Genomic DNA, 25,755 nt, shown 5'->3' on the forward strand with positions numbered 1-25,755 from the left:
GCGCCACGGATATCTTAAAGGCATCTTCGTAAATGGGGGGCTTCCCCTGTCGCTTCTTTTTCATATTGGGTAGTTTGAATCTATATATTTTCTACCGCAATCTGTAAAGCTTATTTAGGAGGAGACACATTTGATACGGCTGACTGTATCACTTCTGAAGGGTTTCCCAGTATCACCTTTGACATAAAAAAGGCCACCCCATCCCGGAGCAGCCTTCAAATATATTCAAAGTACATCCTACTTTTCCAACACCTTCTTCAGGTTCTGCAAACTTTCGTCGAAATCCTTCCCGATCATCTTCTCCATGTTCATGAACAGCAACATGATGTTCATCGGGTATTTCATACTGCTGGCAGCTTTCCAGGTCACTTTTGTGCTGTCAGGTCCGGCGGCGTCCGTATGCAGGCTGCTGTGAAGCACGCCCTCAAATGGTTTGAGGAATACCACTTCATAATCGATCCGTTCATTCGGCACGACCTGTTTGATCTCCTGCGAGCCTTTACCAACGTTCTTGTGCTGGCTATCCCAGTGATATTTCAGGCCCACCGCACCGTCTGTGCCATGATATTCCTTTTTCATGCCGGGGTCCATCATCACATATTTGAAATACTGTTCCTGGTTCTTCAGGTACTTTACAAAATCAAATACAGCGGGTACCGGTCTATTGATAACCACTTCCCGGGAAATGGCGTAATCCTTTTTTGAAAAGAGCCCGATGATCAGCAGCAATACGATGATACCGGCAAGGATGAGCAGGATGGTGATAAGGATGTTCATTTGGTGTAACTGTTTGTATGAAAATAAGCATTTGCCTTAACCTGTTCGTATTTTTTCCAGAAAAAATACGTCACAAACATAAAGGCCAGGACGAACAGCGGGAAGATGACCGGGAAAGGTTCCGCGCCTACATACGACCAGGATGCGGAAGCCCCCAGCGACTGGAAGGCAAAACCTGCAAAAGCCCATTCTTTGATAGTTGTATATTTCGTTTGCAGGATGCCGATGGCGCCAAGGATCTTGGCAACGCCCGCGATGGTCAGGTAATAAGCGGGATACCCCAGCATGTTCAGCGCGTCTATGCCCGCCTGCTGGCGCGTTACACCGCCGATGCCGTCAAATATGGCGAACAGGGCGAAGAGGGAAGTCAGTATCCAGTACGTAATTTTAATTGTCTTAGGTTTCATGAGTTAAAAGTTTTGTGGTGAAATCGTACTGCAAGTTTAGGCTGAATTCCGTTTCCAGGCCATGTGTGATTAAGACAAAAATGGGGTTGAATACGACAGTGCATAAAAAAAGCGGCCGGGAATAACGGCCGCAATATCGGGTCAACAGGCATAACAGGTTCTATTTCAGAACGCTCTCCGGCTTCCTTTTGCTTCTGCCACGGATAATTTCCTTCCCTCCAGGTTTACGCCTTCCAGTTCTTTCATAGCCAGGATCGCTTCATCATCCTTCATTTCCACAAAAGCAAAGCCGCGGGATACGCCCGTAACACTGTCTGATATTATTTTACAGGCCGTTACCCGGCCATATACGGAGAAGAGGTTCTTAAGATCGGTGTCCGTGACATGAGACATCAGGTTCGAAACATACATGTTCATAATCAATATTTTAGAAAGTGAGAAAAGCGGGCTGTCCGGCTAATGGTCCTGGATGGCAGGAGATATGCGACTTATAGCGGGACTCATCATAAAGGCACGCAGTGCCAGGTTCCCGGAATGGAAATAAAAACGCAGAGATTCAGGAATAAAGCTGCCGGGAAATGATTGTTCGTTTGTGAGAAAGCAGTTGTATGGAGAATACAGTGTATTTCTAAGACTTACTGAAGATAACCAAATTACTGTTAAAAAGGTCACAAACAGGCGGATTTAATCCGCCTGCGTATCCTTCGTGAATATGAACATGCCGGCCAGTATCGCGGCTGTAATTACAGCCGCAAGCGTGCGTACGGTATTTAATGCATTCCATGGTTTTTCGAACGTGGCGCGAAAGCTGCTCAGCTGCTCAGCCGACGCCCCGTCCAGGTTCACGGCATCCAGGGAATTATTGAGCGGCACATTGCCTGCTACCGTTACGCCAAACACCCCCACCACATATACCACCGAAGCTGCGAGCAGCCACCAGAAACGAACGGTGTTCCGGCTGTATTGCAGATAAGTGCTTGCCGGTAAAAGAAATACCGCGCCCATAAAACTCATAAAAAATAGAGGATTCAGGATAACACGGTTGATGTTCTGCATGGCCGCGAGATAAGCGGCGTCCGGCAGGCGGCCAAGACCCGGGTTTACGGATACGGCATATGCGTAAAAAAGGCCCGCGGCCAGCATGGCGGCCATAGTGGCCAGGAAAAGTACGATGTTGACGATCATGATTTGGATTATTTATACAGCAAAGCTAACCCGCCGGTATGCCGGAAAATAGAATAAAACCGTCAGGGCGGAAAAAATGTTTCGGGTGAGATTATTTGTTTACAGCGGAAAAGTTCTCCATCACTTCAGGCGCATGTGTACTGAACTTAAATGGCGATACGCCGGCAAATTCCTTAAAGGTGCGGATAAAGTGGCTCTGGTCTGCATACTCATTGCCAAAGGCCACATCGGAGAGTTTTTCATACTTCAGGTTGCGCAGCTGGGTGAGCGAGGCCTGGAACTGCGAAATACGCAGGAACATTTTGGGCGGTACGCCTACGATCTGTTTAAAACGGCGTTCGAAACTTCTTTCGGACATCGCCAGTTCATCGCGCAGTTCTTTAAGGGGCACGGTGCCTTCGGAAGTCCAGATACGGTTCAATGCATGTTCCATGCTCTTGTCCACACGCTGCTCGTGACGGCTTACCTGGTTGCTTACAAAACCGGTGAGCAGTTTTACCTTTGCCTCCAGGCTGCCGGCTTCCGCCAGCTGCCGGGAAAAAGAGCGGGCGATCTCGTCAAGCGGCAAACAACCATTGGTGAGTTCGTCGGCACGTAAGCCAAATACCGTGCGGAGCGCGCTGGGACTGAAATAAATGCCGATGGTACTGAACATACCGTCCACCTTCACTTCCGCATGGGAAGTGGTTTGCCCGTAGAGTAAAGCGTCTGGCAACTCCTGGTCGTTTTTGAACATCACGCCTTTGTCTACATCCTGGATGATGAGGCCGGGACTGCCGTCCGCAATGGTCCTGAAAGTGCGGTCGCTATGCGCGTGCTCGCTCTCCAGTATCCAGAAGTGGCGGATATAGTCTTTTAAATGTGACGGAGGAACCAGTTGCTGGTATTTCATGTACCAAAAGTTAGGTATAACAAATATACTAACCTTTTTTGATGCGGGGAAGGGATGCAAAAGAGACATTCGAGGGGGTTGATTGCGACAGCAGGCCGCTGTAATTTTAGGGTATGAAACACATATCCATCCTTGTGCCCCAGGGCCACACCAGCGTAACGAACATAGAAGGATCGCTCCAGATCCTGTCTGAAGTGAACGGGTTCCTTGCCGGTTTAGGCAGGCCGCCGCTTTTTACGATAGAGATGGTAGGCCTCGTGAAAGACAACAGCCAGCGCAATGGCCTGTTTTCCATCCGGCCGGACAAACTGGTGGAAGAAGTGACAAAAACCGACCTGGTCATTATACCCGCCATGCACGGGGATCAGTACCAGGCACTGGAGCTGAACAAAGGTTTTATTCCCTGGATAACCGACCAGTATAACCACGGCGCCGAACTGGCGGCCTTTTGTATCGGCGCGTTTTTCCTGGCAAGCACCGGTCTGATGAAAGGCAAACGTTGCGCCACCCACTGGAAACTGGCGAACGAGTTCCGCAATATGTTCCCGGACGTGAACCTGGTGGATGATAAGATCATGACGGAGGAAGACGGTATTTACACCAGCGGCGGCGCTTATTCCTGGCTCAACCTGATCCTTTACCTCATCGAAAAATATGCGGGCCGCGAAGTAGCCATCCTGGCGGCTAAAGCCTATATGATAGACATAGACCGCACCAGCCAGAGCCCTTTTATTATGTTCGAAGGGCAAAAGGCGCATGAGGACGAGCCCATCAGGCGGGCACAGGAATATATCGAACAGAATTTCGAGGAAAAGATCACCGTCGAGCAACTCGCCGGTATGTTCGCCCTGGGCCGCCGCAACCTCGAAAGGCGTTTCAAAAAAGCTACTTCCAACACCATCGTGGAATACATCCAGCGGGTAAAGATAGAAGTGGCTAAAAAAGGCCTCGAAACCAGCCGTAAAAGCGTGAACGAACTGATGTACGACGTTGGGTACAACGATACCAAAGCTTTCCGTACGGTATTTAAGCGCGTAACCGGCCTTTCCCCCATCGAATACCGGAACAAATACAACAAAGAAGCCGTGCTGGCACAAGAGGCCTGAAAGTTGTCGTATTTACCCCTTTAATTTGTCGGGAAAGCAACCCGCCGGTTCACCCAAACCCCTCTACCTTTACAGGAGTAATCAAGCTATAATAAGCAGGCAGGAAATACCCGCGGGAACACCTGCTTTTGCGCAACCCAAACGAGCTCATGCCTAAACAATATAAACTCCTCCTGTATTCCCTTGGAATAAATGACCGGCAGCTGCATGCACTAAACCGGCTGGTGGGCAAAGAACCCTCCATGATCAAACTGGCTTTTATTGAAAACGCGGCTGACGTGATACCGCAGTCTGCAGGCTGGGTAAAGGCCGTGCGCGACAGTTTCAGCCGCAAAGGTTACCAGGTGGAGCCGGTGGACCTCCGCCTGTTCCGCAACCGCCAGCAGCAGCTGCGGGACAAACTCTCCGCCAAAGACGTGATCTGGCTGGGCGGCGGCAATACCTTTTATCTCCGGTGGATACTCCGCGCCAGCGGCGCCGATGATATCATCCGCACCCTCGTAAGCCAGGGCAAAGTATTTTCCGGCTGGAGCGCGGGTGCCATCGTAGCAGGCCCCACCATCGAATACTTCGATACCATGGATGATCCCGCCGATGCACCGGAAGTGATCCTGGAAGGATTGAACCTGACCAATATCATCGTGATACCGCATATAGACAACGCAGATTTTATCGATGGCGCCCACCAGGCCAATATGAACCTCCAGGCCGCCGGATATAACACCCTGCCGCTGGGTGACGAAGAAGTGCTGGTGATCTCCGGGGACGATCAGCGGATCATTGAGTAATTTATCGCCATTAAAATAAAAAGTGCCATCCCGGTGAAACGAAGGGATGGCACTGTAATTTTTACCCGGGTTTAGTTCAGGTTGGCCGGTGTGGTACCGTAACCTACCGTTACGCCTGAGAATGCTTTGATATCTTCCCCGAGATCGGCCGGGGTATTGCCTCTTCCGCCGTATATCCACGTACTTTCCGTAGGCGGCACATTGATGCCCACCGTACGCAAAGCAACGCCGCCGAACGTGGCGTTGTTGTAGGTATTCAAATTGTAGGGACTTCCATTCCAGCCCTGGAACAGCAGGATGAGATTATGCAGCTGAAGGCCGGAAATTCCCGTTTCGATCTTCACATCGTAATCCGCGCTGTACATCATATCCTTCCGTTGCGCAAACCGGGAGATCGCGGAAATGTTGATGTAGGACACCTGCGCCGAAGGGAACAGGCTCAACGTTCTGCGTCTTACCAGACCGCCAACGGTTTGTTCGATGGTCAGGTACACATCCCCGAAGTAATAGTTATTGTGCACCGTGCGGAAGCCGGGCGAAGGCTGATTCACAGCCACCGTCAGCGTGGCGGGATCGCCTGTGTCAAATACGGAGAGATAAGAAGCGAGATCTGTGATCGGCGCGCCGGCAGGAACCTGCACGGGATAAGGGATCGCCGAGGGTTCTGTGGGGCCGGGGTTGGGCTCGCCGTCCGGCCAGTAATCGTAACCGGGGCATCCGGGCTGCGGGTTCTCCTCGCAGGGATCATCCGGCACCCATACATCCACGCATTCATACACCAGTATCACTTCCACCAGTTCCCAGTCGCCGCAGTCCACATATTCCCAGTAACCCTCCTCCGGCGAATCTACCACGATCAGGAGACAAATATTTTCGTAAATGTAGATTTCTTCCACCAGGGTACATTCTTCCTCGTACCTTGCCTGCGGGTTCTGTTTGCGTTTGGCAAGCGCCTTCTGATAATCCATGGTACCGGTCACTTTCCCGTTCTTCACCTTTTTCAGAAAGGTGATCTTCCCGCTCAGCGAGCGTTCGATGAGATAACCGGAAAAATCATCATCCATTTTTCCCAGCGTGTTCTGGCTGGCATCATAGCGGTGGCGGGCCAGGTAAGCGGCATCCGGGGAATAGGAAACGAGCTTCTGCCCTACATTCCCTTTTTTGTCTTTAAAAAACACGATCCGGTCGAAACCCGCCAGATCGGACATGTCCGGCGCCATCCTTTTCGTAGTGTCTTTTGTGCTACGCCGGTGCATGGTAGTAAGCTGGCGCCGCTCCCAATAGATGGGCACTTCCACCATTTCAAATTCCCCTTTGGAATAAGCTTTTGCTTTATCCCAGATCGGGTACAGCTTGCCCCTTTTGTGCTCATTTTTAAGCTCATGCTGTGCAAGGATCGGGCGTACATTTTTGTAAAAATGACCGCGTGCCTGTTTCACGGTCAATTCCTGCGGGACGGATGGCTCATCCGCGGAAGATTTGTTTTCTTTCCGGCAGGCAATGAAAGTAATGATGCTGGCCGCGCATAAAGCCAGCACCGCAAAAAGCGGGCTTCTGATTTTCATAAGTGGAATGTTTAGTTATAAATGTTCAATAAATCTCAGGGCGACAATAGGGGTTCACTGTGCTTCAAACAGGTACATGGTTCGGGGATATGCATGGCAGCATGGCATTACCGGGCATTGGTTGTAAACTCTCAACAATATCATTTACACTGGAAAAATAAAAGGGACACGGGTTCAACAGGGCACTCAACAAACACTTTACTGGGTCACGGTATCGGGTTCGGTAAACAATATAAGACCAGTAACCGGAATATGCAAACGTTTGCGAAAATTTCTTCCGCCCGGTGCAATTTTTCAAAAAAGCCATTATATTAGAAGACAATTCCACCTATGCGATACCTTGTAACCCTCTTCCTGGTAACCCTTCTTTTACCTTCATGCCATCAGCGCCCCGCCAACGTGAGCGCCGTATTGGACAAAGCCGGCGGCAACCGCGCGGAGCTTGAAAAAGTGATTGAGCATTGTAAAGACGACCCGGATAAACTGAAAGCCGCGTATTTTCTCATCGGCAATATGGACGGGCATTATACGCTCACGGGAGACGAGATGAAACATTACGCGGGGATCTTCACCGTACTGGATTCCCTGCACCGCCACAAGATACCGGTGCCCATCACCTCCCCCATCCTTGCGCAGGCCTGGGATTCGCTGGTAAAGACCGGCGGGGCCCCAAAGAAAGGAGACATGCAGCAACAGCCTGATCACCTTGCACTGAAAGCGGACTTTCTCATACAGCATATAGACAGCAGTGTACAGGTCTGGAAAACCAGCCCCTGGTGCAAAGGACTTTCCGTGGAGGCATTCTGCGAATACATCCTCCCTTACCGTGCCGCCACCGAAGCGCCGGAGCCGGTGCACGAACGTATGCGCGCAAGGTTTGCCGCGCTCAGGGATACCTGCAAAGCCCGTAACCGTTATGACTTCACCGAACAGTTCAACCTGCAGGCGCGCGCCTTTATGGGCGTCAGTAATATGATGCGCCTCTACCCTTTCGATATCAGCATCAGCCAGATGGAAAAAGGCCGCCGGGGCTCCTGCGAGCACCTCGCGCAGTTTGAAATGATGGCGCTGCGGGCCAACGGCATACCCGCCGCCATCGACTATGTACCCATGTGGGGCGATCTCAACCGCGGCCATACCTGGAATGTGGTGCTGAAAGAAGACGGCACCACCTACCCCTTCGACGCCACCGCGCTTATTTTCGGAGGTATCTACACATATCCTTACCGCTTCTGCAAAGTATACCGGAGAATGTTTGCCGCACAGCCACGGACCATCCCGCCCCGGCAGGAAGTGCCCGAAAGCCTGGTGGACATACACGACATGGATGTGACAGAACTTTACAACCAGGTGAGCGACCTGGACATCCCGCTGACCCGCAAATTTGATCTGCCGCGCGAATACGCCATACTTTGCACATTCAGAACGACCAGCTGGGGCGCCCAGGCCTACGGCCCCATCCGGAACGGCCGCGCCACTTTCCAAAAAATGGGGCGCAACCTGTTATATATCGTGATGTATTATCACCAGGGCACGTTTTATCCCGCCACGAACCCTTTCATCCTGGACAAAAACGGGCAGCTTCGTTATGTACAGTTGTCCGGGCAAACGCTGGCGATGACCTTATTACGAAAATATCCCTGTTTCCCTTTCTCCCTCAATCACATGAAAGCGATGACAGGCGGACGGTTCCAGGGGGCAAACAAAGCCGACTTCTCGGATTCCGTCAATCTTTTCACCGTCACGCAGGTGCCGGAAAAGATAGAATCGGCGGACGTCACCACCGCACAACCTTTCCGGTATGTACGTTTTATACCCGCTGCCAAAGTGCGGGCGAACATAGCGGAGTTGCAGTTCATCGGCAAAGACGGCCTACCTTTAAAGGGTAAAGTGACCGGCTTCCCGGATGTATCGCAGGAAGAAACGGGCACCGCGCTGGTAAATGCATTTGACGGCGATGTAGGAACGTATTTTTCCGGCATGCAGGACGGCGTATGCTGGGCCGGGCTGGACCTCGGGCAGCCGCGGCAGCTTACCCGCATCCGCTACTGCCCCCGCAGCGACACCAATTTTATACTGGAGGGTGATGAATACGAGCTCCGGTACTGGGACGGCGCACGCTGGACAATAGCAGGCAAACAGGTGGCCACCGACCAGCAAGTAGTATTTCAGCAGGTGCCCGCCGGCGCCGTGTATATACTTCATAATTTAACCCGCGGCAATGAAGAAAGAATCTTTACTTACGAAAATGGCAGGCAGGTATGGTGGTAACACCCTTGCCGTGGAGATTGTAACGATATGCCTGCTGCTGGCGGTAATCGCCCGCAGCCGGGCGTATGTATGCGGCTACAGCGCGGCCCTGCTGCTCACGCTGATGATGCACCCGGCCCTGAAGCCCCGGAAATGGTATCTCTACGCCGCAGCCGTACTGCTGCTGGCCCTGCCGCTGCTGCTCGCCGCCGGCCTGAAACAGGATTCCAGCAGGGGACGGCTGCTGATCTATAAAGTATCCACCAACATTCTGAAAGAACATTTTCCATCGGGCATAGGCTGGGGCAGGTACAAAGAAGTGTATAACTACTACCAGGCAGACTACTTCCGAAAAGGCGCCTACACTGAAAAAGAAATGCTCCTTGCGGACAATACCTGGTTTGCCTTCAACGATTATTACCAATGGCTGATCGAAGGCGGATGGATAGCGGCGGCGCTGATACCGCTCTGCCTCGCCCTGATCATATTCCTCTGCATCCGCGCATTACAAAAGCGGAACACCCCGCTGAACGTATCCGCCGTGGCGCAGCTGGCGGCTATTATGATCGCGGCCTGTTTCACCCATGTGTTCGAAAGACCGCTGCCGCAGTTCATCACCGTATTTTCTTTGTCGGTGATCATCGGCCTGCGCTGGCAGATATCACTGGTGCCTACTGTGTTCGTATGCCTTATTCACTACGGGCAATATCTCCTGCATTTCCGCAGTTATCAGCAACTGGCCGAAACAAAAGAACTGCTGGCCACCGGCAGCCGGGCGCAGGCGCTGGATAACTTCGATACACTATACCCGGTTTTACAAAATGAGCCGGGTTTTCTAAAACTCTATGGCACCCACCTGCTGGAAATGAACCAGCCTGCCCGGGCTGTACCCGTGCTGGAAGAAGCCAACCGGCGGCAGCCCCAAAATACCTGGCTGATTAAACTGGCGGAAGCCTATGAGGCCAATGCCCAAACAAAACAGGCGGAAGACACCTACCTTGTAGCGGCCTACATGGTCCCCAACAGGTTTGTTTCCAAAATGAAACTTTTTACTTTTTACCAGCGCCAGCAACGCCCGCGGGAAGCAACGTTCTGGGGGAAAGCCATACTGGAACAGCCGGTAAAGGTTCCCTCCCGGCAGGTCAATTCGATCAGGGATTATATTTCTGCCAACATGATTGTACAATAAGCCTCTCTCAAACATGGTTGCGTTCTTTATGTGTTGAATGGTGAAGGGAATATTGCGGGCAGGTGTAATTTTACACCCTGTATTCCACACCAAAACGCACATCACCCGCCATGAAACCAACCAATGCAACAGCGCTTATCCGTGCGCTGGAAGAGGAATGTAATATTAAGCTGAGTGAAGTAAGTGAAGATGATTTTATGCTAAGAGAGCGCTCGTTCGTCATAGAGGATGAAGAAGTAATATCGCTCAACCTTGTCAATTGCCAGCTCATTTCAGTTCCACAATCGTTATCCGCATTCACCCGGCTTGAGTCCCTTTATCTCGACAACAATAGGATTACTGACATTTTGCCTTTATGCCTGAATATTACACTCAGGAACCTGGTCTTGTCATCCAACGAATTGACTGACATCACACCGCTGGCCCGGCTTCAGCAGCTCGAAATGTTGCGCATGAGTAATAACAGGATAGATGATATTACTCCCCTGAAAAACCTTTCCAGATTACAATATCTGTATCTCGGCGGTAATTCTATCAGTGATATCGCCCCATTGAGAACCTGCGAAAAGTTGAAGACACTGATCCTCAACAACAACAACATTGAAAACATTACAAGCCTCAGGCGGTTAAGTTATCTCAAAAGGCTAAGCCTTTCTACAAACCCCGGCCTCACAAGGCTGTATACACTCAGGCATCTGACAGAACTCAGGGTTCTGGACCTCTCCGGATTATCCATCAGGCGTCCGCCTTCTTTTGCCACGCTGAAAAAACTTGATACATTAGGGCTCTCGCAATGCTTTATCAGCGACATAAGTTTTCTTGCGGATACTCCTAACCTGACCCATCTTTATCTGAATAAAAACAATCTTTGGGACATCAACCCGGTCAGGCATCTGAAAAAATTACGCGCGCTTGATCTCAGTCACAACCACATCAAAGACATTTCCCCTCTGAGAGATATTAAAGGTCAACTGAAACATTTAAATGTCCGGAACAATGATATTAGGGAGCTGCCCGGCTGGTTCTTCGAATATACAAGCTGGTTTAATGCGCTTGGCTTCTCTGACAACCCCATCGAAAACATCCCCTCCGGGATACTAAAGCTGGATCCCCCGGCCATACTCAACTACCTAAAATCCCTCGAAACAAACACGCAGCCTATCAATGAAATTAAAGTCATCCTCCTGGGCGACGGTTCCGCCGGTAAAACATCCCTGCTGAACCACCTACTGGGCCGCCCCTTCAACCCCTCCGAATCACAAACGCATGGCATTAACCTGCAAAACCTCAAACTGGATAACGGCGTTACCATCAAACTATGGGACTTTGGCGGCCAGGACATCATGCATCATACCCACCAGTTTTTCCTCACACAAAACAGCATTTACATCCTGCTGCTCAATGCCCGCGAAAACAGCGACACGGAAAAGTGGCTGAAACTCATACAGGTGTTCGGAGGGGATTCTCCGGTCATCATCGCTACCAACAAGATCGACGAAAATGCATCCGCACACGAGAATATCAAATACCTCAATACAAAATACCCGAATATCAACAGCCGGTATGTAAAGATCTCCTGCCGAAAAAAAACGGGGCTCAAAGACCTGAAAAAAATGCTCCTCACCACTGTCAACGAACTTAGCCATGTACGAACCCTATGGAGCTACAGTTGGCTGAAAGTAAAAGGAGAACTGGAGGCAATGCGGGAAGGGCACCTGCTGAAAGACTATATCCACTACGACAAATACGAGGAACTTTGCGACAAGTTTGAAGTTCCCGTCCTGCAACGGGATACCCTGATAAAATGGCTCCACCAGCTGGGCGTGATCACTTATTTTTCAGATCACGGGCTGAGCGAAACACACGTCATCAATCCCTCCTGGATCACCCAGGCATTTTACACGATCATCAACAGCAGGCTGGTAGCCAGTCATCACGGCAAGTTTCACCTGAAACAGCTGGAGCGGATCCTTCACAAAACAAAATATCCCGCACAAAAACACGCCTTCCTGCTGAACCTCATGAAAAAGTTCGAATTGTGCTACCAGATCGATGAAGAGAACTTTATCCTGCCGGACCTGCTGAGTAAAGAAGAGCCAGATTTTGAATTCCCGGAGAAAGGCCTGCTGACGCTGAAAGTGAAATACAAAAATCTCCTGCCCAAATCGGTATTGCCAAAGTTTATGGTCCGCCGCCACGAAGAAATCCACCAGGACATCAAATGGCGCACAGGCCTCGTCATCTCCAACCCCTTTTATGAAAGCACCGGCCTCATCCGTGTGGACCAGGAAGATAAAGAGATCACCTGTTACGTACACGGGCAGGAAAAACGCGGGTATATTGCCGGCATTGTGTCCGACTTTGAGAAGATCAACAAACTGTACGAGGGGCTTGATTACGAGATCTGCATCCGCTGTTTCTGCCCGCAGTGCCGCCATTCGGACAAACCTCATTATTTTGATTACAACGCCCTTATAAGCGCCAGGGATAATAACAACGACTTCCATCTCTGCAAGTTTTCAGGCCAGCGCGTCCGGATCAATGAACTGCTGGGCGTGCTGATGACGCGAAAGGAAATGGAACAGGAGATCGAAAAACTGATAGGCACCACTTCGTACAAGATCAAAAAAACAGTGGAGAACGGCATTACAGACGAGCTGATCAGGATCATCCAGTCCGTGTTCAGCAGCGTATCCTATCTCCTGTTCGACAACACCGAGAAGTCTTACCATGTACCCCTGCACGTAATGCTGCGGGCCATTTTCGGCAGCGCGGTAGTGTCAGACGAAATGCAGGCGGCCGGGCGGGCGGACATCATCTTAAAAACGGAACATTACATTTACATATTCGAGATCAAGCTGGACGGCAGTTCCATAGATGCCATCAGCCAGATACACCGTAAAAAATATTATCTCCCCTACGAGCTGGAAAACAAAAAGATCATTCTCGTGGGCCTCAATTTCAGCAGCCAGACGCGCAATATCCACGATTTTAAGATCGCGTCACGCGACCCGGTGCACGTCTGAGGCTGTTGCTTCCGCCTCGTGATATGAGATTTTTACGGTAATTTCCCCTTTTATTCCAACAGGGAATGATCATTTCAACTATGACGGAAGTAATACAACTCAGGCAGGTAAATGTGACACGGTACGTGACGCCGCTCAGGGAAGGCGGAAGCCTCCCGGCCATTGCAGAGGCGGATGACGGCTTTTTGTACGTGCTGAAGTTCCGCGGCGCGGGGCAAGGCATCAAGGCACTGATCGCGGAGCTGATCGGTGGGGAAATAGCACGCCTGCTGGGCCTGAAAGTGCCCGAACTCGTATTTGCCAGCCTTGACAGCGCCTTTGGCCGCACAGAGCCGGACGAAGAAATACAAGACCTCCTGAAAGCCAGCGTGGGACTCAATCTTGGCCTGCATTACCTTTCGGGCGCCATCACCTTCGACCCCACCACCACTACCATCGATCCGCTCACGGCTTCACGCATCGTGTGGCTGGACTGCCTGCTTACCAACGTGGACCGGACGGCGCGCAATACCAATATGCTGCTCTGGAACCGCGAACTGTGGCTGATAGACCATGGCGCGGCCCTTTATTTCCATCACTCCTGGACCAATTGGGAAGAACAGTCCAAAAAACCTTTTGTACAGGTAAAGGAACATGTGCTGCTTCCTTACGCCAGCGAACTGGCCGCCGTGGATGCCGGATACAAGGCCCTGCTAACGCCCGCGCATATCCGCGCCGTAGTATCCCTCATCCCTGACGAGTGGCTGATCACACACGGCGAAGAGCCCGAAGCGTCCCGCGAGGTGTACTATCAGTTCCTGACCACGCGTTTACAACATTCCCCTATCTTTTTAAACGAAGCACTACATGCCAGACAATCACTTATATGAATATGCGGTGATCCGTGTTGTGCCGCGGGTGGAAAGGGAGGAATTCCTGAACATCGGCGTGATCCTGTTCTGCAAGCAGAAAAAGTTCCTGCAGGCCATGATCACTCTCAACGAGGAAAAACTACGGATACTTTATCCCGAACTCGATATCGAAGCGCTCAAAGGATATGTGATGGCTTTTGAGAAAGTCACCCACGGCGAAGGCCCCATCGGCCAGCTGGACCTTGCCAGCCGCTTCCGCTGGCTCACGGCCATGCGCAGCTCCATCCTCCAGACCTCACGGGTACATCCCGGCCTCTGCGGCGGCAGCCCGGAAGAAACGGTTAATAGATTACATGCAGAACTGGTGTTATAAAAACAGGCTCAAATAAAACGGGGAGCTTGCGCGGCTCCCCGTTCTTCCTTACTACGTCCACCTGGTTCCCAAACATTCGTTCTTTTCAGCACGGTTCCTTTATAGAGATCCCATACTTTCAAAACCATTTTAGTTAACTTAACTGTTTACGCTGCATCCCTCAAAGCTCTCACTTCATCATGAGACGCTCTGAGCGACTGCATCTGGGAAGTAAGTACTTCTCTCAGGTAAGACGGAAGGCCGTCTTCCTTTAATGCCATTTTATAGGCGTTCTGCGCGGCATCTTCTCCCGCTTCACAATTGGCCAGCACGGTTTTACGGTCGTTGCCCGTAAAGGCCGCCTTTACATCCATCCATGCGCGGTATATCCTGCCGGCTACGGTAGTGCCTCTTTCCACGTCACCTCCCGCAGACCTTACCTCGGCGGCGAGGGTTTCCCTGATGTCCTGGCTTTCACCGATCATGCCGGTAAACAGTCTTTCCAGGTCGGTATCGTCGGTTTTTAATTCCTTCAGGGCCGTCTGATACCCGGCAATACGGTCGTTATGAATAGCAATCAGGTCATTCAGGATGCCTGTTGTTTCTTGTATCTCTTTCATAAAAATGGGTTTTGGCTCACAGTATACAGGGCCATAAACATGCCATCCCCCTAAACCGCCTGTTTCCGGCCTGTTTTGCCCATTCTGTAGATATCCGTCCATGGCGTACCATACGCATTTCGGGGGCAATCTGCCAAATAATAACTAGCTTTGCACGTTTTATCTAGATTAATCAATACATGAAGACGTATTTCAGGCTTTTATCGTTTGCTAAACCGATTGGAAGATATGCAGTCCCATATATCCTGTTCACGCTGATATCCGTGGTGTTCGGCACGTTGAACCTTGCGCTGGTGGCTCCATTGCTCACCACCTTGTTTGACAAGGAAGCCAAAGTCAACCCCGAGCCGCCCACCAGCTCTTTTAACGTGATTGATAACCTGAACTATTACGCCGCCAAATTCAACTCGACCATCGGGCTCGAAAAGACCCTGCTCTGGGTTTGCGGGGTTATTATATTATCCGTACTCATCAGCAATATCTTCAGGTACCTGTCCGAAAAGACAATGGAAAACCTCCGCATCCATACCTTGCTGAATCTCCGGAAATCCGTGTTCAACAACGTGATGAACCTCGACCTTGCTTATTTTAACAATGAAAGGAAGGGCGATATCATGTCGAAGGTGTCTTCGGACGTGCAGACCGTTCAATTTTCAGTAACAGGCACCCTCCAGGTAATTTTTAAGGAACCTTTAACATTAATCACTTACCTGGTCATGTTGTTCATGATCTCTTATAAACTCACCCTGTTTTCCATGCTGGTGATCCCCCTGGCGGGCTGGTTGATCTCCAAGATCGTAAAGCGGCTGAAACAGCAGGCTACCGAAAGCCACGAAACTTACGGGAATATGATCAGTTACCTGGATGAGGCCCTTTCCGGCATCAGGATCATCAAGGCTTTTAATGCAGCCCCATATATCAAGGAACGTTTTAACAACGAGAACAAACAATACAGCCGCATCATCCGCTCCATGGCCAAAAGGATACAGCTGGCCTCCCCGGTATCCGAATTTATGGGAGTACTGATGGTGGCGGGCATCGTTTATTACGGCGGCACCCTCATTGCGGGGGGCAGCAAGGAGCTGGAACCGGCGGCGTTCATCGCATATATTGCTATTTTTTCCCAGATCATGCGCCCGGCCAAGGCTATTTCACAATCATTCTCCAATATTCACTCCGGTATTGCGGCCGGTGAAAGGGTCTTGAACCTGATAGACACTAAACCCAGCATCGTAAATGCGCCGGATGCGAAGCCCATCAAGGACTTTAAAGACAGGATCGAGTTCCGCGACGTGACCTTCGGTTATGGCGAAAGGACGATCCTGGACCATGTGAGCTTCAGTATCCCCAAAGGGAAAAGCGTGGCGCTGGTAGGCCCTTCAGGCGGCGGCAAAAGCACCCTGATGGACCTTATCCCGAGGTTTATAGAGCCCTGGAGCGGGGAAGTAAGGATAGACGGGCATGACATCAAGGAATACACCCTGGAGTCCGTAAGGGACCTGATGGGAATAGTCAACCAGGATACCATTCTGTTCAACGACACCATTTTTAACAATATCGCTTTCGGGAACCTTGCTGCTACGCAGGAAGAAGTGGAAGCCGCAGCCCGGATCGCGAATGCCCATGAGTTCATCATAGGCACTGAAAACGGCTACCAGACGCGTATTGGGGACCGCGGAGTAAAACTTTCCGGCGGCCAGCGCCAGCGTATCTGTATTGCCCGCGCAGTGCTCCGCAACCCGCCCCTGATGCTGCTTGACGAGGCTACATCCGCCCTGGACACGGAATCCGAGAAAATGGTGCAGGATGCTCTCAATAATCTCATGAAAAACAGGACTTCCGTTATAATTGCCCACCGTTTAAGCACTATTCAGAGTGCTGATTTAATCATTGTCCTGGAGCAGGGAAGGATTGTTGAAACTGGCACTCATATTGAGTTATTAGCCCAAAATGGTCTATACAGGAAGTTGATAGAAATGCAGACTTTTAGCGGCAGCTGATAAAAAATAAATATATACTCTATTTTTATAACTTATATTTTCATATTTTTAAGCGCGTGCTGTAACATTTTCGAATGATCCCCGTTATAAAAGGAACAGGGATGCCGAAACCTGACTATCAACTATCGACCAAAGATATGGTCTGCGAACGGCCAATCTTTAGTAAAAACCTGAAATAATCCTTGAATGGAAAGACAATCGTTCAAAGTAGGATTGCTGATTTCAACCTACAACTGGCCAAAAGCGCTCGAAACTATTTTTGCCAGCATCCAAAACCAAACGAGAATGCCGGACGAGATCATCATTGCCGATGACGGTTCCGGACCTGCCACAGCGGAAGTGATCCGCCGTTGGGAGCACATCCTTCAGATCCCCTTTAAACATGCCTGGCATGATGATGACGGGTTCAGAAAAAGTATTATCCTGAACAAGGCAGTTAAATTATCCGAAGTAGATTACATCATTGAAATAGACGGGGACATTTTATTACACCCCCGTTTTGTGCAGGATCACGTTCGTCATGCGCGCCGCGGCCAGTTTATCCAGGGCGCCCGCACCATGATCAGCGAATCCAGGACCGGAGATATCCTTTCACACGGTCATTCAGGCCCGCTGCATTTCTTCAGCACGGGTATCGGCAGCAGGATCAATTCACTGCGTATGCCCTGGTTGTCTTTTATCTTCAAGATGACCAAACAAAAATCCACTAACACCAAAGGCTGCAACCTTGCTTTCTGGAAAGAGGACTTCATTGCCATCAACGGTTATAACAATACCTTCAACGGCTGGGGCTCTGAAGACAACGAGTTTGCGGCACGGCTGATCAATGCCGGCATCCTCAAAAAACGCCTTAAAATGGCGGCGGTGTGTTATCACCTTCACCACAAGTGCAATTCAAAATCAGAAGTGATTGCGAATGAATACCGGTATATGGAAACGATCCGTTACAAGATCATTTCATGCCTGAACGGTTACGCGGAGGTGTAACGCCAGATCCAGATCACCAGTAAGGGATAAAGCACCCATTTCACGAGTTTGTAAGTGTTGGTACGGTAGAAATGGGTCTTCCTGAAACTGCCGTTGTAATTAAAGCGCTCGGTAATACCCACCAGGCGCCCCCTGGAAATATTCCCCCAGAACATCCCGGCTTCCTGGATCAGCCTCAGCAGCAGCAGGTAAAAATACACTTCAATGCTGGGTTTGGCTCTTCTTTTGGCGGACTGTACGGCTCCCGCCACTATTTCTATTAACACCACGCCCCCGATGAAAAGGCCAATGGCAGGCAGCAGCGACGGTTTCAGAAAAGCGGCGGCAATGCCGGTTATCAATGCGAGGAAAACAGTTTCTATGGTATTCGGAAAGTCGTGGTAAGCATATTTCGGATTGAGCTGCGGCAGCCAGCTGTTGCCCATGCCATAACGGAAAGGCCGTTTGAAATTAGACGCTTCGTTGTTCCACCAGGGATGCTCCACAGCGGCCTCCGGTAAGGATTTGAAATCGGTAAAGTTATTCCGCTCACGGATATTCATAAAAAAGTCCACATCCTCCCCTCCTCCTGCTTTCGGGAATATCTCGGAGAAACGTACATCCCCCATGGCCACGCGGCTGATCATCATATTTGCCGTAGCGCCCCAGGCAAAAGATTTCCTGTCTTTCGCGATCTTAAAAATATCCATGCTGCCGCTGGCAACAATAGCGTGAGAGAAAGCCTTGTGTGGCGGCGGCATATTCACCAGCCCGATAAAACCGATCTCCTTTGGGAACCTGCGGATGGCTTCCGCGTAAATTTCCAGGAGGTTGGCCGGCACGGTGATGTCATCGTCCAGGAACAATATCCATTCGGCATTGCCCATTTCCATGGCTTTATTACGCGTGCGCGCCGCGCCCAGGTTCTCCGGGTTGATAGAGAGGAATACACGCTGATTGTCCACCAGTTGCTGAATGGCGGGAGATGGCACCACAGCGGGATTGTCCGCCACCAGGAAAAACCTGATCTCAGTATCCGCAGGCCTTTTCAAAGAAAGGATCGGCAACAGGTAATGCTCTTCCAGCCTGAATGAAGGTATAACTACATCTATTTGAACGGACATGCGGATATGTTAAAATTTAGATCAGTAAAATGCGGAAAGCCGCGCCGCAAAGCTACTATTTATTGTCGTTTTTCTGGTATATTTCAACTACCCGGTACATGTTTTGTTATTACACTACATAACCAGACCAGACATGCAAAAAATACTCGTACCCACCGACTTTTCAGACACGGCATTCAACGCCGCCCGTTATGCCGTTTCATTTGCCCGGCAGGCAAAAGCCACGGACATTGTTCTTTTTCATGCCTATGGCTTTCCCCCGCAGCCTACCAGCGCCATACTCGCGCTGACGGATGCGGATACGCCCGAATATCGTCAGATGCTGGATCAGCAGATGGCTAAACTGAAACAGGAACTGCAAAGCCTGCTGGTGGAGTACGTCAACATCGAAACAAAAATAAGCCCCCTCACCTTCCTCGAAGGCCTGCACGAAGCATTGGCAGATGTAAACATCTCAGCGGCCGTCATGGGCATCACCGGGAAAAGTGCGCTGGAGCAACGTTTTATCGGCAGCAACGCGCTGAACGCAGCCGATACAACCAATCTGCCGCTCGTAATTGTGCCGCATGCCGTTGTATACGAAAAAGTGCACCGCATATTGTTCGCCTACAACACAAAACAACCCTTACAGGATCACCAGGTATCCGGCATCCGGTCGATTTTGAACGACCTGCATGCCACGCTGGAGATCGTGCATGTATCCACCACGGAAGAAAACAGCGGCGAAGCGCCCGAAGAGGTATTGCGGGCATTCGGCCTCACGCCTTCATCTTACCACGAAGTACAGAATATTGACCTTATCGCCGGCATACAGGGATACGCGGCGGAGAGCAACGCGGATATGCTGCTCGCCATTCCCGGGGAATACGGGTTCTTTGCGGAGCTGTTTCACAAAAGCATTACCAAACGGCTGGCTTTTAACGCGGATGTGCCGGTGGTGATCATGCGGTAGTATACCTTATGGAATAAACGACGCAAAGCATCTACCTGTAAAACATCCACATGCGCGTGATAATCCTCCTTACCTGCCTTTGCTGCACACAGCTGCTGTCCGCCCAGACCAAAACGATTCACGTGCTCGTAGCCCTCTGTGACAACCAATACCAGGGTATTGTAAAAGTGCCCGCACGCATCGGCAACGGGCAGGACCCCGCTAACAATCTCTACTGGGGTTGCGGCTACGGCGTCAAAACATTCCTGAAAAAACAACCGGACTGGAAACTGCTGCGTACTATCGCCAATCCTTCCGCCAATATCTACGAACGGCTGGTGTTCAAACATACCGGCAAGGACTGTTACCTGGTGGCGGATGCGTACAACGGCGCGTATATGAAACAAACCGTTTCCACCTTCCTGGACTATGCCGCCGGCAAACAATCCTTCACTCTCGGCGAACCGGCCATACCGGCAGGCGGCGGCTCGCAGCTGATCTGTTTTGTGGGCCACAACGGCCTGATGGACTTCCAGCTCACACAAACGCCGTCACCGGTAAATAACAGGCCCCGGCAGGCCGCGATATTCGCCTGCGCAAGCAAACCTTACTTTTACGAAGCCCTCAAAAAAACAGGCGCCCAGCCCCTGATCTGGACCACCCACCTGCTTTCTCCCGAAGCCTATACGCTGGATGCGATGGTGGATGCCTGGCTGCTGAACGAAACCGCCGCATCCATCCGTGAAAAGGTGGCGCAGGCGTACAACAAATACCAGCACTGCGGCATCAAAGGCGCACGTAATCTTTTTGCGACGGGCTGGTAACACCAGCTCACGAAACGGGAAGTGGAGATTATCAGGATGTAGGCAGCGAACTTTGCCATGCACCACGGCATATTGTAATCTTTACAGCCTGCGCATCACCTCCAGACAGGCCCGGCTGTTATGATAAGGGCATTTCCAGATGCCCACTTTATCTTCCTTCATTTGCTGTTTCTCCGCATCTATGCCCCAGTGCCATTCACCATGCTCCCTGTCCAGGATATGCGTCCGGATAAAATCCCAGGAACCTTCAGCCATCCGCAGGTACTTCTCATCATTGCTTGCCTGGTATGCATTCACAAACCCCACGATCGCTTCCGCCTGTGGCCACCACAGTTTTTCAGGGACCAGCTTTTGATCTGAAAGATCAAATTCCTGCCAGAGACCACCGTCTGTATCCAATCCTTCAGAAGCTGCATCGGCCATCCGCGGGGCCAGTATTTTGAACTTCCCTGTTAATTCTTCATCACCCAGTATTTCGGCTGCCTGCTGCAAAAGCCAGCTGGCTTCAATATCATGACCGTAACTCAGCGTCTCTCCCTGCGGGTTCCATTGTTCATCAAAAAACAGGTGCAAATGCCCCGTTTCTTTGTTCACGATCTTGTCGTGGAATACCAGCAGCAGGTCCCGGAGATGGGTTTTCAGCGACTCGTCCGGCCAGATGGAATACAGGTTCGCATATGCTTCCAGGATATGCAGGTGTGTATTCATGGACTTTTTGACGTCCATGTCCTTCTCAGGCTGTGAAAAATCCTTCCAGTCGCGGGTAAACGCTTCCTGGTAACCTCCGTGGATACAATCATACCCGTACAGCTGGATAAGACTGTACATCCCGATCGCTTTTTCTTTCGCCTCTTCCAGCCCCGTGGCCTTGAAATATTCACTGAAAGCGTACAGGGTGAAGGCGATGGCGTATACCTGTTTCTGCGTTTCCACAGGATGGCCGGAATAATCCACGCACCAGAGCACTCCGCCAAACTCTTTGTCCACCAGGTATGTATTGATGAAATCGTAGGCGCGGCGGGCCATTTCAAGATATTCAGGCTTACGGTCTGCCGTATACGCAGCGGAAAAAGCCCAGAGGATGCGGGCGTTCAGCACGGAGCCTTTCAGCGCAAAACGGTCCGGCGTATTATCATTCGCCAGCCTTCCGTAAAAACCTCCGGATTGCTCGTCCACGGTATGTTTCATCCAAAAATCCAGGACGCTGGTCAGCTCCTGTTGTAAAGCTGGTTTTAAATCGGTTTGCATATGATGAAGAACAACAAAATCGCGCCAATTGTTCCGGCATAGCCCAAAACAACCCGTTGGCTGCCGTCCGGCAGTCAGGAAAGAAGAGCCGAGATATGAAAGGCCGCTAATGTATATCCGTCTGCAGTCGTGCAACGGCCAGCTTGCGGTCCGTTTCAAGTTCTTTGATAAACGGCAGGCCGTCCTGTATATAAAGCCTGCTGCTCAGCTCCAGGTAATTGTCCAGCTGGAAGAACATCGCCGCTCGGTTGCTGCCCAGCAATTTGATCATTCTGCGGTAATACCGGATCTGCAGCGATACAAATTCCTTATCGTTTTTGATGATGCTTTTGGTCAGCTCGGTCATCATTTGTTCGTCCACGCTCTGGAATTTTTCGTTATACAGTCTCAGCAGGGCGATCCTTTCTTCCGTGAAAGGGGCTTTTTCGTTTTCGTACTGCATCAGGGCTTCGGTAAACTCCGTTTGTTCGCTGCGCGTTATGTGGAGGTAATTGGAAAAGAGGTCTTCACGGGTTTTCCCGAATAGCCGGAATACAATATCATTATCGGCCACAAGGGATTCTTTTTCCTTTTTGACCGGTGTTTCGCCGGATATTTCGTTTTGAGCAAAAAGGGGCGTGCCGGTTAACTGTGCTCCTAACAAACAGATTACTAACAGATTTCTCATACAATATGATTTGCGGCAGTGTTTCCACGGCCAGTGGGGGAAGGCAGGTGCTCAATGTTTATGCCGGGGCGGGCGCTTCAGTGTTTCAGGGTAATTGTTCCGGTTTGTTGATCAATGGATCACCTGTTGGATTCATATTTCAACGTAACAAGAAGTTTGCCGTGTTTTACGGTTTGTTTTGTTGCCGGTTAATTATAGAAAAACGGGCCTGGGTGAGCGTCCTGTACTCAGGGAGGAGCATGTTCCGGTGGGTTAATACCGTGGAAAAAAATCAACACCTGTGCCATATGCATGGTTTTAAGATGACAGGAGAACAGTGAGTGTGCTGATGCTTAAGGGGTTTAGGTATAACGCCGGAGATAGGTTATTTGTTGTCTTCTGTAAAAGGATGCCCATAAGTGACCTATGCAATAAACGGCCGGGAGACAGCCCTGTTACATACTTAGTTCACCAGCTCCTGCCTCACCTTATCCTTCCTGTCCCGGGAAACCGGCACGCGGGAACCATCTTCCATCAGCAGGTCCATGCCGCCGTCCTTGAGGATGCTGCGCACATGGCGGCGGTTCACAAGATGGCTCTGGTGGCAGCGTACAAAACCGTAAGGGCGCAGCATTTCCTCGTATTCAAAGAGCGGAACGGATACCAGCATCTTTTCACCGCCCCGGAGGTACATGGTGGTGTAACTGTTGTTGCTTTCGCAGCGGGTGATGTCATTCACAAATACAAGGCGGTTTTCTTTCGCCGAAGGCAATACAATACGGTGGTCCTGTTGAAGACTGCCCTGTTTTAAGACCGTCAGCAGGTGCCCCAGCTGGCGGTCTTTTTGTGCGCGGCGCTGAAGCGCTTTACTGACGGCCCCTTTCAGTTCATCGATGTTGACTGGTTTGAGAAGGTAATCCATGGCGGAGAACTTCACCGCCTGAATGCCATATTGATCGTAAGCCGTTACAAAAACTACTTCAAATTGCGCGTCAGGGAGGGCCAGCAGCACATCAAAACCGTTTTTGCCGGGCATCTGGATATCCAGGAAAACGATATCGGGCTGGTGTTTGCCGATCTGGAGAATGCCTTCATCCGCGTTATGCGCTTCACCCGCCACGGTTACTTCGCTGCAATGCTGCTCCAGCAGGCGCCGGAGGTTGAGCAGGTTATGCGGCTCATCGTCTATCAGTACGGCTTTAAGCATTTTCTGTCCAGTTTTTATAAAGTATCACAACGGTAGTACCGGTTTGGTTGCTTTGTATGTTCATCTGCACTTGTTTTTCGCGGTTCGTTTTGTTGAACAGGGCAATGCGGTCGCGGGTGAGGCGGATGCCCTGGCGGTCTGAAACAGCCGTGGGGTTAAAGCCCGGGCCATTATCCGTAATGGAAAATACGATATCCCGTCCTTCCCGGCTAACCCTGATGATCAGTTCGCCCTGTTCTCCTTTTGCGGCCACGCCATGTTTCACCGCGTTTTCCACCATCGGCTGCGCCAGAAAAGGCGGTACTTCCAGGTCATTCAGCGGCAATAGAGGGTCCAGTTCCAGGCCGTATTCAAAATTAAAGCGCAGTTTCTCCAGGCGGATGTAATTATCCAGGTGGCGAAGTTCCAGTTCCAGCGGTACGGTTTCCTTCTGGCCGCTTTGCATGGAATTGCGGAGCAGGGTGGAAAAGCCGGTGAGGTATTCATTGGCTTTGTCCGTCTGCCGGTCGTTTACGAGGCCCTGGATGGAACTGAGCGCGTTAAATACAAAGTGCGGGTTTAACTGGGCGTAGAGGGCTTTCATTTCCAGTTTACGCCGGCTCAGTTCACGTTTTCTGCGGCGCGTGATGAAAATAAAAACGACAAGCATTATCACGAAGATAATGCCTGTTATTTCCAGTATTTTGAACCAGGGCGCCTGGTAATATGCCTCCGGTACATAAAATCCATATCTGTACACCTCCTGTGGCTTTTCACGGTATCGTACTTCCAGCACCGCATCGTCGCCGGCCTGTAGCGCGCCGGTGATGATCACGGGCCCGGATGATTCCCAGTCCATCTTAAAGCGGCCACCGGTGATGCGGTACTCAAAAGGTTGTTCATCTTTCGAAAAGGAGGGCCTGCGAAAGAAAAAGGTCAGCCTCGAACCGGGAAAGTATCTTTCCCGTTTTTCCGGCCCGTTATTACCCGGCCGGTCTTTATAAAAGGCCTCGCCGTTTTCGGACAGCCGCAGCATTTTGATATATGAATTGATGTATGCCTGCTCCGAGCGCTGCGTAGTATCGTGACCTATCTGGATGACAAACGGTTTAAAGTCTGTGGGTTTACGTACGAAACCAATACGCTGGAGCTTCAGGCCGTCTTTGCGGCGAAGTTCTATCAACAGGCTGTCTCCCACCGCCAGCGTGTCTTTGAACAGCCACCAGGAAATTCTATACCCGCCGTCTTTATTGCTGCGTATCCATGGATCTTCGAAGGACGGCATGGTTTCCACCGGTTTCCAGTCCTTTATGCGGCCATTATGTGTGATGCGCACTTCCATCCTGTCCGTTTTATAATAATCCTGGCTGCTGGTTTTCTGATCTGTAAAAAACTGCCCGGAAAGACGCGGGGATGACCAGTATTTATGATCCGCTTCCACGATGCTCACCGTCAGGTCCCTGCTGTAGGTATCGTATGCGAAAAGCTGCGAAGCTGAATCGATGAAGACGGGGTCTCGTTTGGGGGTTTGTTTTGGAACGAAATAATTGGCATGTACCGTCACTATCGTTTTCTGCAATAGAAAATAGTGGCTCATGTCATGGTCCTCAAAAAATACCTGCGCCCTGGCGCTCATTGCGCCTGCAAAAGAGAGAAAACAAAAGAGTGCGAAAATTTTCTTCATAAGATGAATTCTAAAGTTAATGCTGATTTTTTTACAAATCTTCACGATTTGCAGCATTGGGTGAACGGCTTTCCTGAATTCCGGGGCTTTGCGTTTGAATTCTGTAAAACAGCCGCCAATTTGAATATTCCCTAAATT

The 25,755-nt window shown here is 50.6% G+C and carries 23 protein-coding genes; 11 read left to right on the top strand and 12 right to left on the bottom strand.

Annotated elements, in window-relative coordinates:
- Nucleotides 1-237: 237 nt before the first annotated feature.
- The 5 genes from EG028_RS25025 to EG028_RS25045 form a co-directional block, all read right to left on the bottom strand.
- On the bottom strand, nt 238-777 hold the full coding sequence (locus EG028_RS25025) for an SRPBCC family protein (protein ID WP_120519097.1): 540 nt from the start codon (nt 775-777) through the stop codon (nt 238-240).
- Nucleotides 774-1,184, bottom strand: a complete 411-nt coding sequence (locus EG028_RS25030; RefSeq protein ID WP_120519098.1) for a DoxX family protein — start codon at nt 1,182-1,184, stop codon at nt 774-776. Before EG028_RS25030 ends, EG028_RS25025 begins: the two co-directional genes overlap by 4 nt.
- A gap of 165 nt (nt 1,185-1,349) precedes the next feature.
- Nucleotides 1,350-1,601 carry an RNA recognition motif domain-containing protein gene (locus EG028_RS25035; protein WP_120519099.1) on the bottom strand — a complete coding sequence of 84 codons (252 nt, stop codon included), beginning with the start codon at nt 1,599-1,601 and terminating at the stop codon, nt 1,350-1,352.
- A 267-nt stretch (nt 1,602-1,868) separates the two neighbouring features.
- On the bottom strand, nt 1,869-2,369 hold the full coding sequence (locus tag EG028_RS25040; protein ID WP_120519100.1) for an anthrone oxygenase family protein: 501 nt from the start codon (nt 2,367-2,369) through the stop codon (nt 1,869-1,871).
- 91 nt (nt 2,370-2,460) lie between these two features.
- Entirely contained in the window at nt 2,461-3,261 is an 801-nt protein-coding gene (locus tag EG028_RS25045; RefSeq protein ID WP_120519101.1) for an AraC family transcriptional regulator, read from the bottom strand.
- Between the two features lie 113 nt (nt 3,262-3,374).
- On the opposite strand from EG028_RS25045, the gene EG028_RS25050 reads away from it, so the two are divergent.
- Nucleotides 3,375-4,367 carry a GlxA family transcriptional regulator gene (locus EG028_RS25050; protein WP_120519102.1) on the top strand — a complete coding sequence of 331 codons (993 nt, stop codon included), beginning with the start codon at nt 3,375-3,377 and terminating at the stop codon, nt 4,365-4,367.
- Between the two features lie 149 nt (nt 4,368-4,516).
- The gene (locus EG028_RS25055; RefSeq protein ID WP_120519103.1) at nt 4,517-5,155 is read left to right on the top strand and encodes a Type 1 glutamine amidotransferase-like domain-containing protein; all 639 of its coding nucleotides are present in this window, start codon (nt 4,517-4,519) and stop codon (nt 5,153-5,155) included.
- Nucleotides 5,156-5,226: 71 nt separating this feature from the next.
- Here EG028_RS25055 and EG028_RS25060 read toward each other — a convergent pair whose 3' ends face one another.
- Nucleotides 5,227-6,720 carry a hypothetical protein gene (locus EG028_RS25060; protein ID WP_120519104.1) on the bottom strand — a complete coding sequence of 498 codons (1,494 nt, stop codon included), beginning with the start codon at nt 6,718-6,720 and terminating at the stop codon, nt 5,227-5,229.
- A 330-nt stretch (nt 6,721-7,050) separates the two neighbouring features.
- Here EG028_RS25060 and EG028_RS25065 point away from each other — a divergent pair, with 330 nt between their 5' ends.
- The 5 genes from EG028_RS25065 (at nt 7,051) to EG028_RS25085 (ending at nt 14,409) form a co-directional block, all read left to right on the top strand.
- Nucleotides 7,051-8,991 carry a hypothetical protein gene (locus tag EG028_RS25065; RefSeq protein ID WP_120519105.1) on the top strand — a complete coding sequence of 647 codons (1,941 nt, stop codon included), beginning with the start codon at nt 7,051-7,053 and terminating at the stop codon, nt 8,989-8,991.
- Entirely contained in the window at nt 8,942-10,159 is a 1,218-nt protein-coding gene (locus EG028_RS25070; protein ID WP_120519106.1) for an O-antigen ligase family protein, read from the top strand. The genes EG028_RS25065 and EG028_RS25070 overlap by 50 nt, the downstream gene beginning before the upstream one ends.
- 110 nt (nt 10,160-10,269) lie before the next feature.
- The gene (locus EG028_RS25075) at nt 10,270-13,185 is read left to right on the top strand and encodes a leucine-rich repeat domain-containing protein (RefSeq protein ID WP_120519107.1); all 2,916 of its coding nucleotides are present in this window, start codon (nt 10,270-10,272) and stop codon (nt 13,183-13,185) included.
- 65 nt (nt 13,186-13,250) lie between these two features.
- On the top strand, nt 13,251-14,054 hold the full coding sequence (locus tag EG028_RS25080) for a HipA family kinase (RefSeq protein WP_241559219.1): 804 nt from the start codon (nt 13,251-13,253) through the stop codon (nt 14,052-14,054).
- The gene (locus EG028_RS25085; RefSeq protein WP_120519108.1) at nt 14,032-14,409 is read left to right on the top strand and encodes a DUF3037 domain-containing protein; all 378 of its coding nucleotides are present in this window, start codon (nt 14,032-14,034) and stop codon (nt 14,407-14,409) included. The genes EG028_RS25080 and EG028_RS25085 overlap by 23 nt, the downstream gene beginning before the upstream one ends.
- Nucleotides 14,410-14,555: 146 nt before the next feature.
- On the opposite strand, the gene EG028_RS25090 is transcribed toward EG028_RS25085, so the two are convergent.
- The gene (locus EG028_RS25090; protein ID WP_120519109.1) at nt 14,556-15,008 is read right to left on the bottom strand and encodes a PA2169 family four-helix-bundle protein; all 453 of its coding nucleotides are present in this window, start codon (nt 15,006-15,008) and stop codon (nt 14,556-14,558) included.
- Nucleotides 15,009-15,187: 179 nt separating this feature from the next.
- Between EG028_RS25090 and EG028_RS25095 the strand changes: the two genes are divergently transcribed.
- Together EG028_RS25095 and EG028_RS25100 are read left to right on the top strand one after the other, a co-directional pair.
- A complete protein-coding gene (locus EG028_RS25095) occupies nt 15,188-17,008 on the top strand; it encodes an ABC transporter ATP-binding protein (protein WP_120519110.1) in 1,821 nt (606 codons plus the stop codon).
- A 186-nt stretch (nt 17,009-17,194) separates the two neighbouring features.
- Nucleotides 17,195-17,995: a glycosyltransferase family 2 protein gene (locus EG028_RS25100; protein WP_120519111.1), complete on the top strand. Its 801-nt coding sequence runs from the start codon at nt 17,195-17,197 to the stop codon at nt 17,993-17,995.
- On the opposite strand, the gene EG028_RS25105 is transcribed toward EG028_RS25100, so the two are convergent.
- Entirely contained in the window at nt 17,980-19,098 is a 1,119-nt protein-coding gene (locus EG028_RS25105; RefSeq protein ID WP_120519112.1) for a glycosyltransferase family 2 protein, read from the bottom strand. The two genes, EG028_RS25100 and EG028_RS25105, sit on opposite strands and share 16 nt — an antisense overlap.
- 133 nt (nt 19,099-19,231) lie before the next feature.
- On the opposite strand from EG028_RS25105, the gene EG028_RS25110 reads away from it, so the two are divergent.
- Nucleotides 19,232-20,050: a universal stress protein gene (locus tag EG028_RS25110; RefSeq protein WP_120519113.1), complete on the top strand. Its 819-nt coding sequence runs from the start codon at nt 19,232-19,234 to the stop codon at nt 20,048-20,050.
- A gap of 50 nt (nt 20,051-20,100) precedes the next feature.
- The gene (locus EG028_RS25115) at nt 20,101-20,853 is read left to right on the top strand and encodes a hypothetical protein (protein ID WP_120519114.1); all 753 of its coding nucleotides are present in this window, start codon (nt 20,101-20,103) and stop codon (nt 20,851-20,853) included.
- Between the two features lie 81 nt (nt 20,854-20,934).
- On the opposite strand, the gene EG028_RS25120 is transcribed toward EG028_RS25115, so the two are convergent.
- From EG028_RS25120 to EG028_RS25135, 4 genes are all read right to left on the bottom strand, one after another.
- Nucleotides 20,935-22,101 carry an AGE family epimerase/isomerase gene (locus EG028_RS25120; protein WP_120519115.1) on the bottom strand — a complete coding sequence of 389 codons (1,167 nt, stop codon included), beginning with the start codon at nt 22,099-22,101 and terminating at the stop codon, nt 20,935-20,937.
- Between the two features lie 106 nt (nt 22,102-22,207).
- Nucleotides 22,208-22,768, bottom strand: coding sequence for a hypothetical protein (locus EG028_RS25125; protein ID WP_123864794.1), 561 nt, complete (start codon nt 22,766-22,768; stop codon nt 22,208-22,210).
- 442 nt (nt 22,769-23,210) lie between these two features.
- On the bottom strand, nt 23,211-23,954 hold the full coding sequence (locus EG028_RS25130; protein ID WP_120519117.1) for a LytR/AlgR family response regulator transcription factor: 744 nt from the start codon (nt 23,952-23,954) through the stop codon (nt 23,211-23,213).
- Nucleotides 23,947-25,617, bottom strand: coding sequence for a sensor histidine kinase (locus EG028_RS25135; RefSeq protein ID WP_162946636.1), 1,671 nt, complete (start codon nt 25,615-25,617; stop codon nt 23,947-23,949). Before EG028_RS25135 ends, EG028_RS25130 begins: the two co-directional genes overlap by 8 nt.
- Between the last annotated feature and the right edge of the window lie 138 nt (nt 25,618-25,755).

Source organism: Chitinophaga barathri, from assembly GCF_003807585.1.
GTDB classification, from domain to species: Bacteria; Bacteroidota; Bacteroidia; order Chitinophagales; family Chitinophagaceae; genus Chitinophaga; species Chitinophaga barathri.

Bases quoted from the DNA above. Each gene is read 5' to 3' on its own strand.
- EG028_RS25025 (WP_120519097.1), bottom strand. From the start codon at position 777: ATGAACATCCTTATCACCATCCTGCTCATCCTTGCCGGTATCATCGTA.
- EG028_RS25030 (WP_120519098.1), bottom strand. From the start codon at position 1,184: ATGAAACCTAAGACAATTAAAATTACGTACTGGATACTGACTTCCCTC.
- EG028_RS25035 (WP_120519099.1), bottom strand. From the start codon at position 1,601: ATGAACATGTATGTTTCGAACCTGATGTCTCATGTCACGGACACCGAT.
- EG028_RS25040 (WP_120519100.1), bottom strand. From the start codon at position 2,369: ATGATCGTCAACATCGTACTTTTCCTGGCCACTATGGCCGCCATGCTG.
- EG028_RS25045 (WP_120519101.1), bottom strand. From the start codon at position 3,261: ATGAAATACCAGCAACTGGTTCCTCCGTCACATTTAAAAGACTATATC.
- EG028_RS25050 (WP_120519102.1), top strand. From the start codon at position 3,375: ATGAAACACATATCCATCCTTGTGCCCCAGGGCCACACCAGCGTAACG.
- EG028_RS25055 (WP_120519103.1), top strand. From the start codon at position 4,517: ATGCCTAAACAATATAAACTCCTCCTGTATTCCCTTGGAATAAATGAC.
- EG028_RS25060 (WP_120519104.1), bottom strand. From the start codon at position 6,720: ATGAAAATCAGAAGCCCGCTTTTTGCGGTGCTGGCTTTATGCGCGGCC.
- EG028_RS25065 (WP_120519105.1), top strand. From the start codon at position 7,051: ATGCGATACCTTGTAACCCTCTTCCTGGTAACCCTTCTTTTACCTTCA.
- EG028_RS25070 (WP_120519106.1), top strand. From the start codon at position 8,942: ATGAAGAAAGAATCTTTACTTACGAAAATGGCAGGCAGGTATGGTGGT.
- EG028_RS25075 (WP_120519107.1), top strand. From the start codon at position 10,270: ATGAAACCAACCAATGCAACAGCGCTTATCCGTGCGCTGGAAGAGGAA.
- EG028_RS25080 (WP_241559219.1), top strand. From the start codon at position 13,251: ATGATCATTTCAACTATGACGGAAGTAATACAACTCAGGCAGGTAAAT.
- EG028_RS25085 (WP_120519108.1), top strand. From the start codon at position 14,032: ATGCCAGACAATCACTTATATGAATATGCGGTGATCCGTGTTGTGCCG.
- EG028_RS25090 (WP_120519109.1), bottom strand. From the start codon at position 15,008: ATGAAAGAGATACAAGAAACAACAGGCATCCTGAATGACCTGATTGCT.
- EG028_RS25095 (WP_120519110.1), top strand. From the start codon at position 15,188: ATGAAGACGTATTTCAGGCTTTTATCGTTTGCTAAACCGATTGGAAGA.
- EG028_RS25100 (WP_120519111.1), top strand. From the start codon at position 17,195: ATGGAAAGACAATCGTTCAAAGTAGGATTGCTGATTTCAACCTACAAC.
- EG028_RS25105 (WP_120519112.1), bottom strand. From the start codon at position 19,098: ATGTCCGTTCAAATAGATGTAGTTATACCTTCATTCAGGCTGGAAGAG.
- EG028_RS25110 (WP_120519113.1), top strand. From the start codon at position 19,232: ATGCAAAAAATACTCGTACCCACCGACTTTTCAGACACGGCATTCAAC.
- EG028_RS25115 (WP_120519114.1), top strand. From the start codon at position 20,101: ATGCGCGTGATAATCCTCCTTACCTGCCTTTGCTGCACACAGCTGCTG.
- EG028_RS25120 (WP_120519115.1), bottom strand. From the start codon at position 22,101: ATGCAAACCGATTTAAAACCAGCTTTACAACAGGAGCTGACCAGCGTC.
- EG028_RS25125 (WP_123864794.1), bottom strand. From the start codon at position 22,768: ATGAGAAATCTGTTAGTAATCTGTTTGTTAGGAGCACAGTTAACCGGC.
- EG028_RS25130 (WP_120519117.1), bottom strand. From the start codon at position 23,954: ATGCTTAAAGCCGTACTGATAGACGATGAGCCGCATAACCTGCTCAAC.
- EG028_RS25135 (WP_162946636.1), bottom strand. From the start codon at position 25,617: ATGAAGAAAATTTTCGCACTCTTTTGTTTTCTCTCTTTTGCAGGCGCA.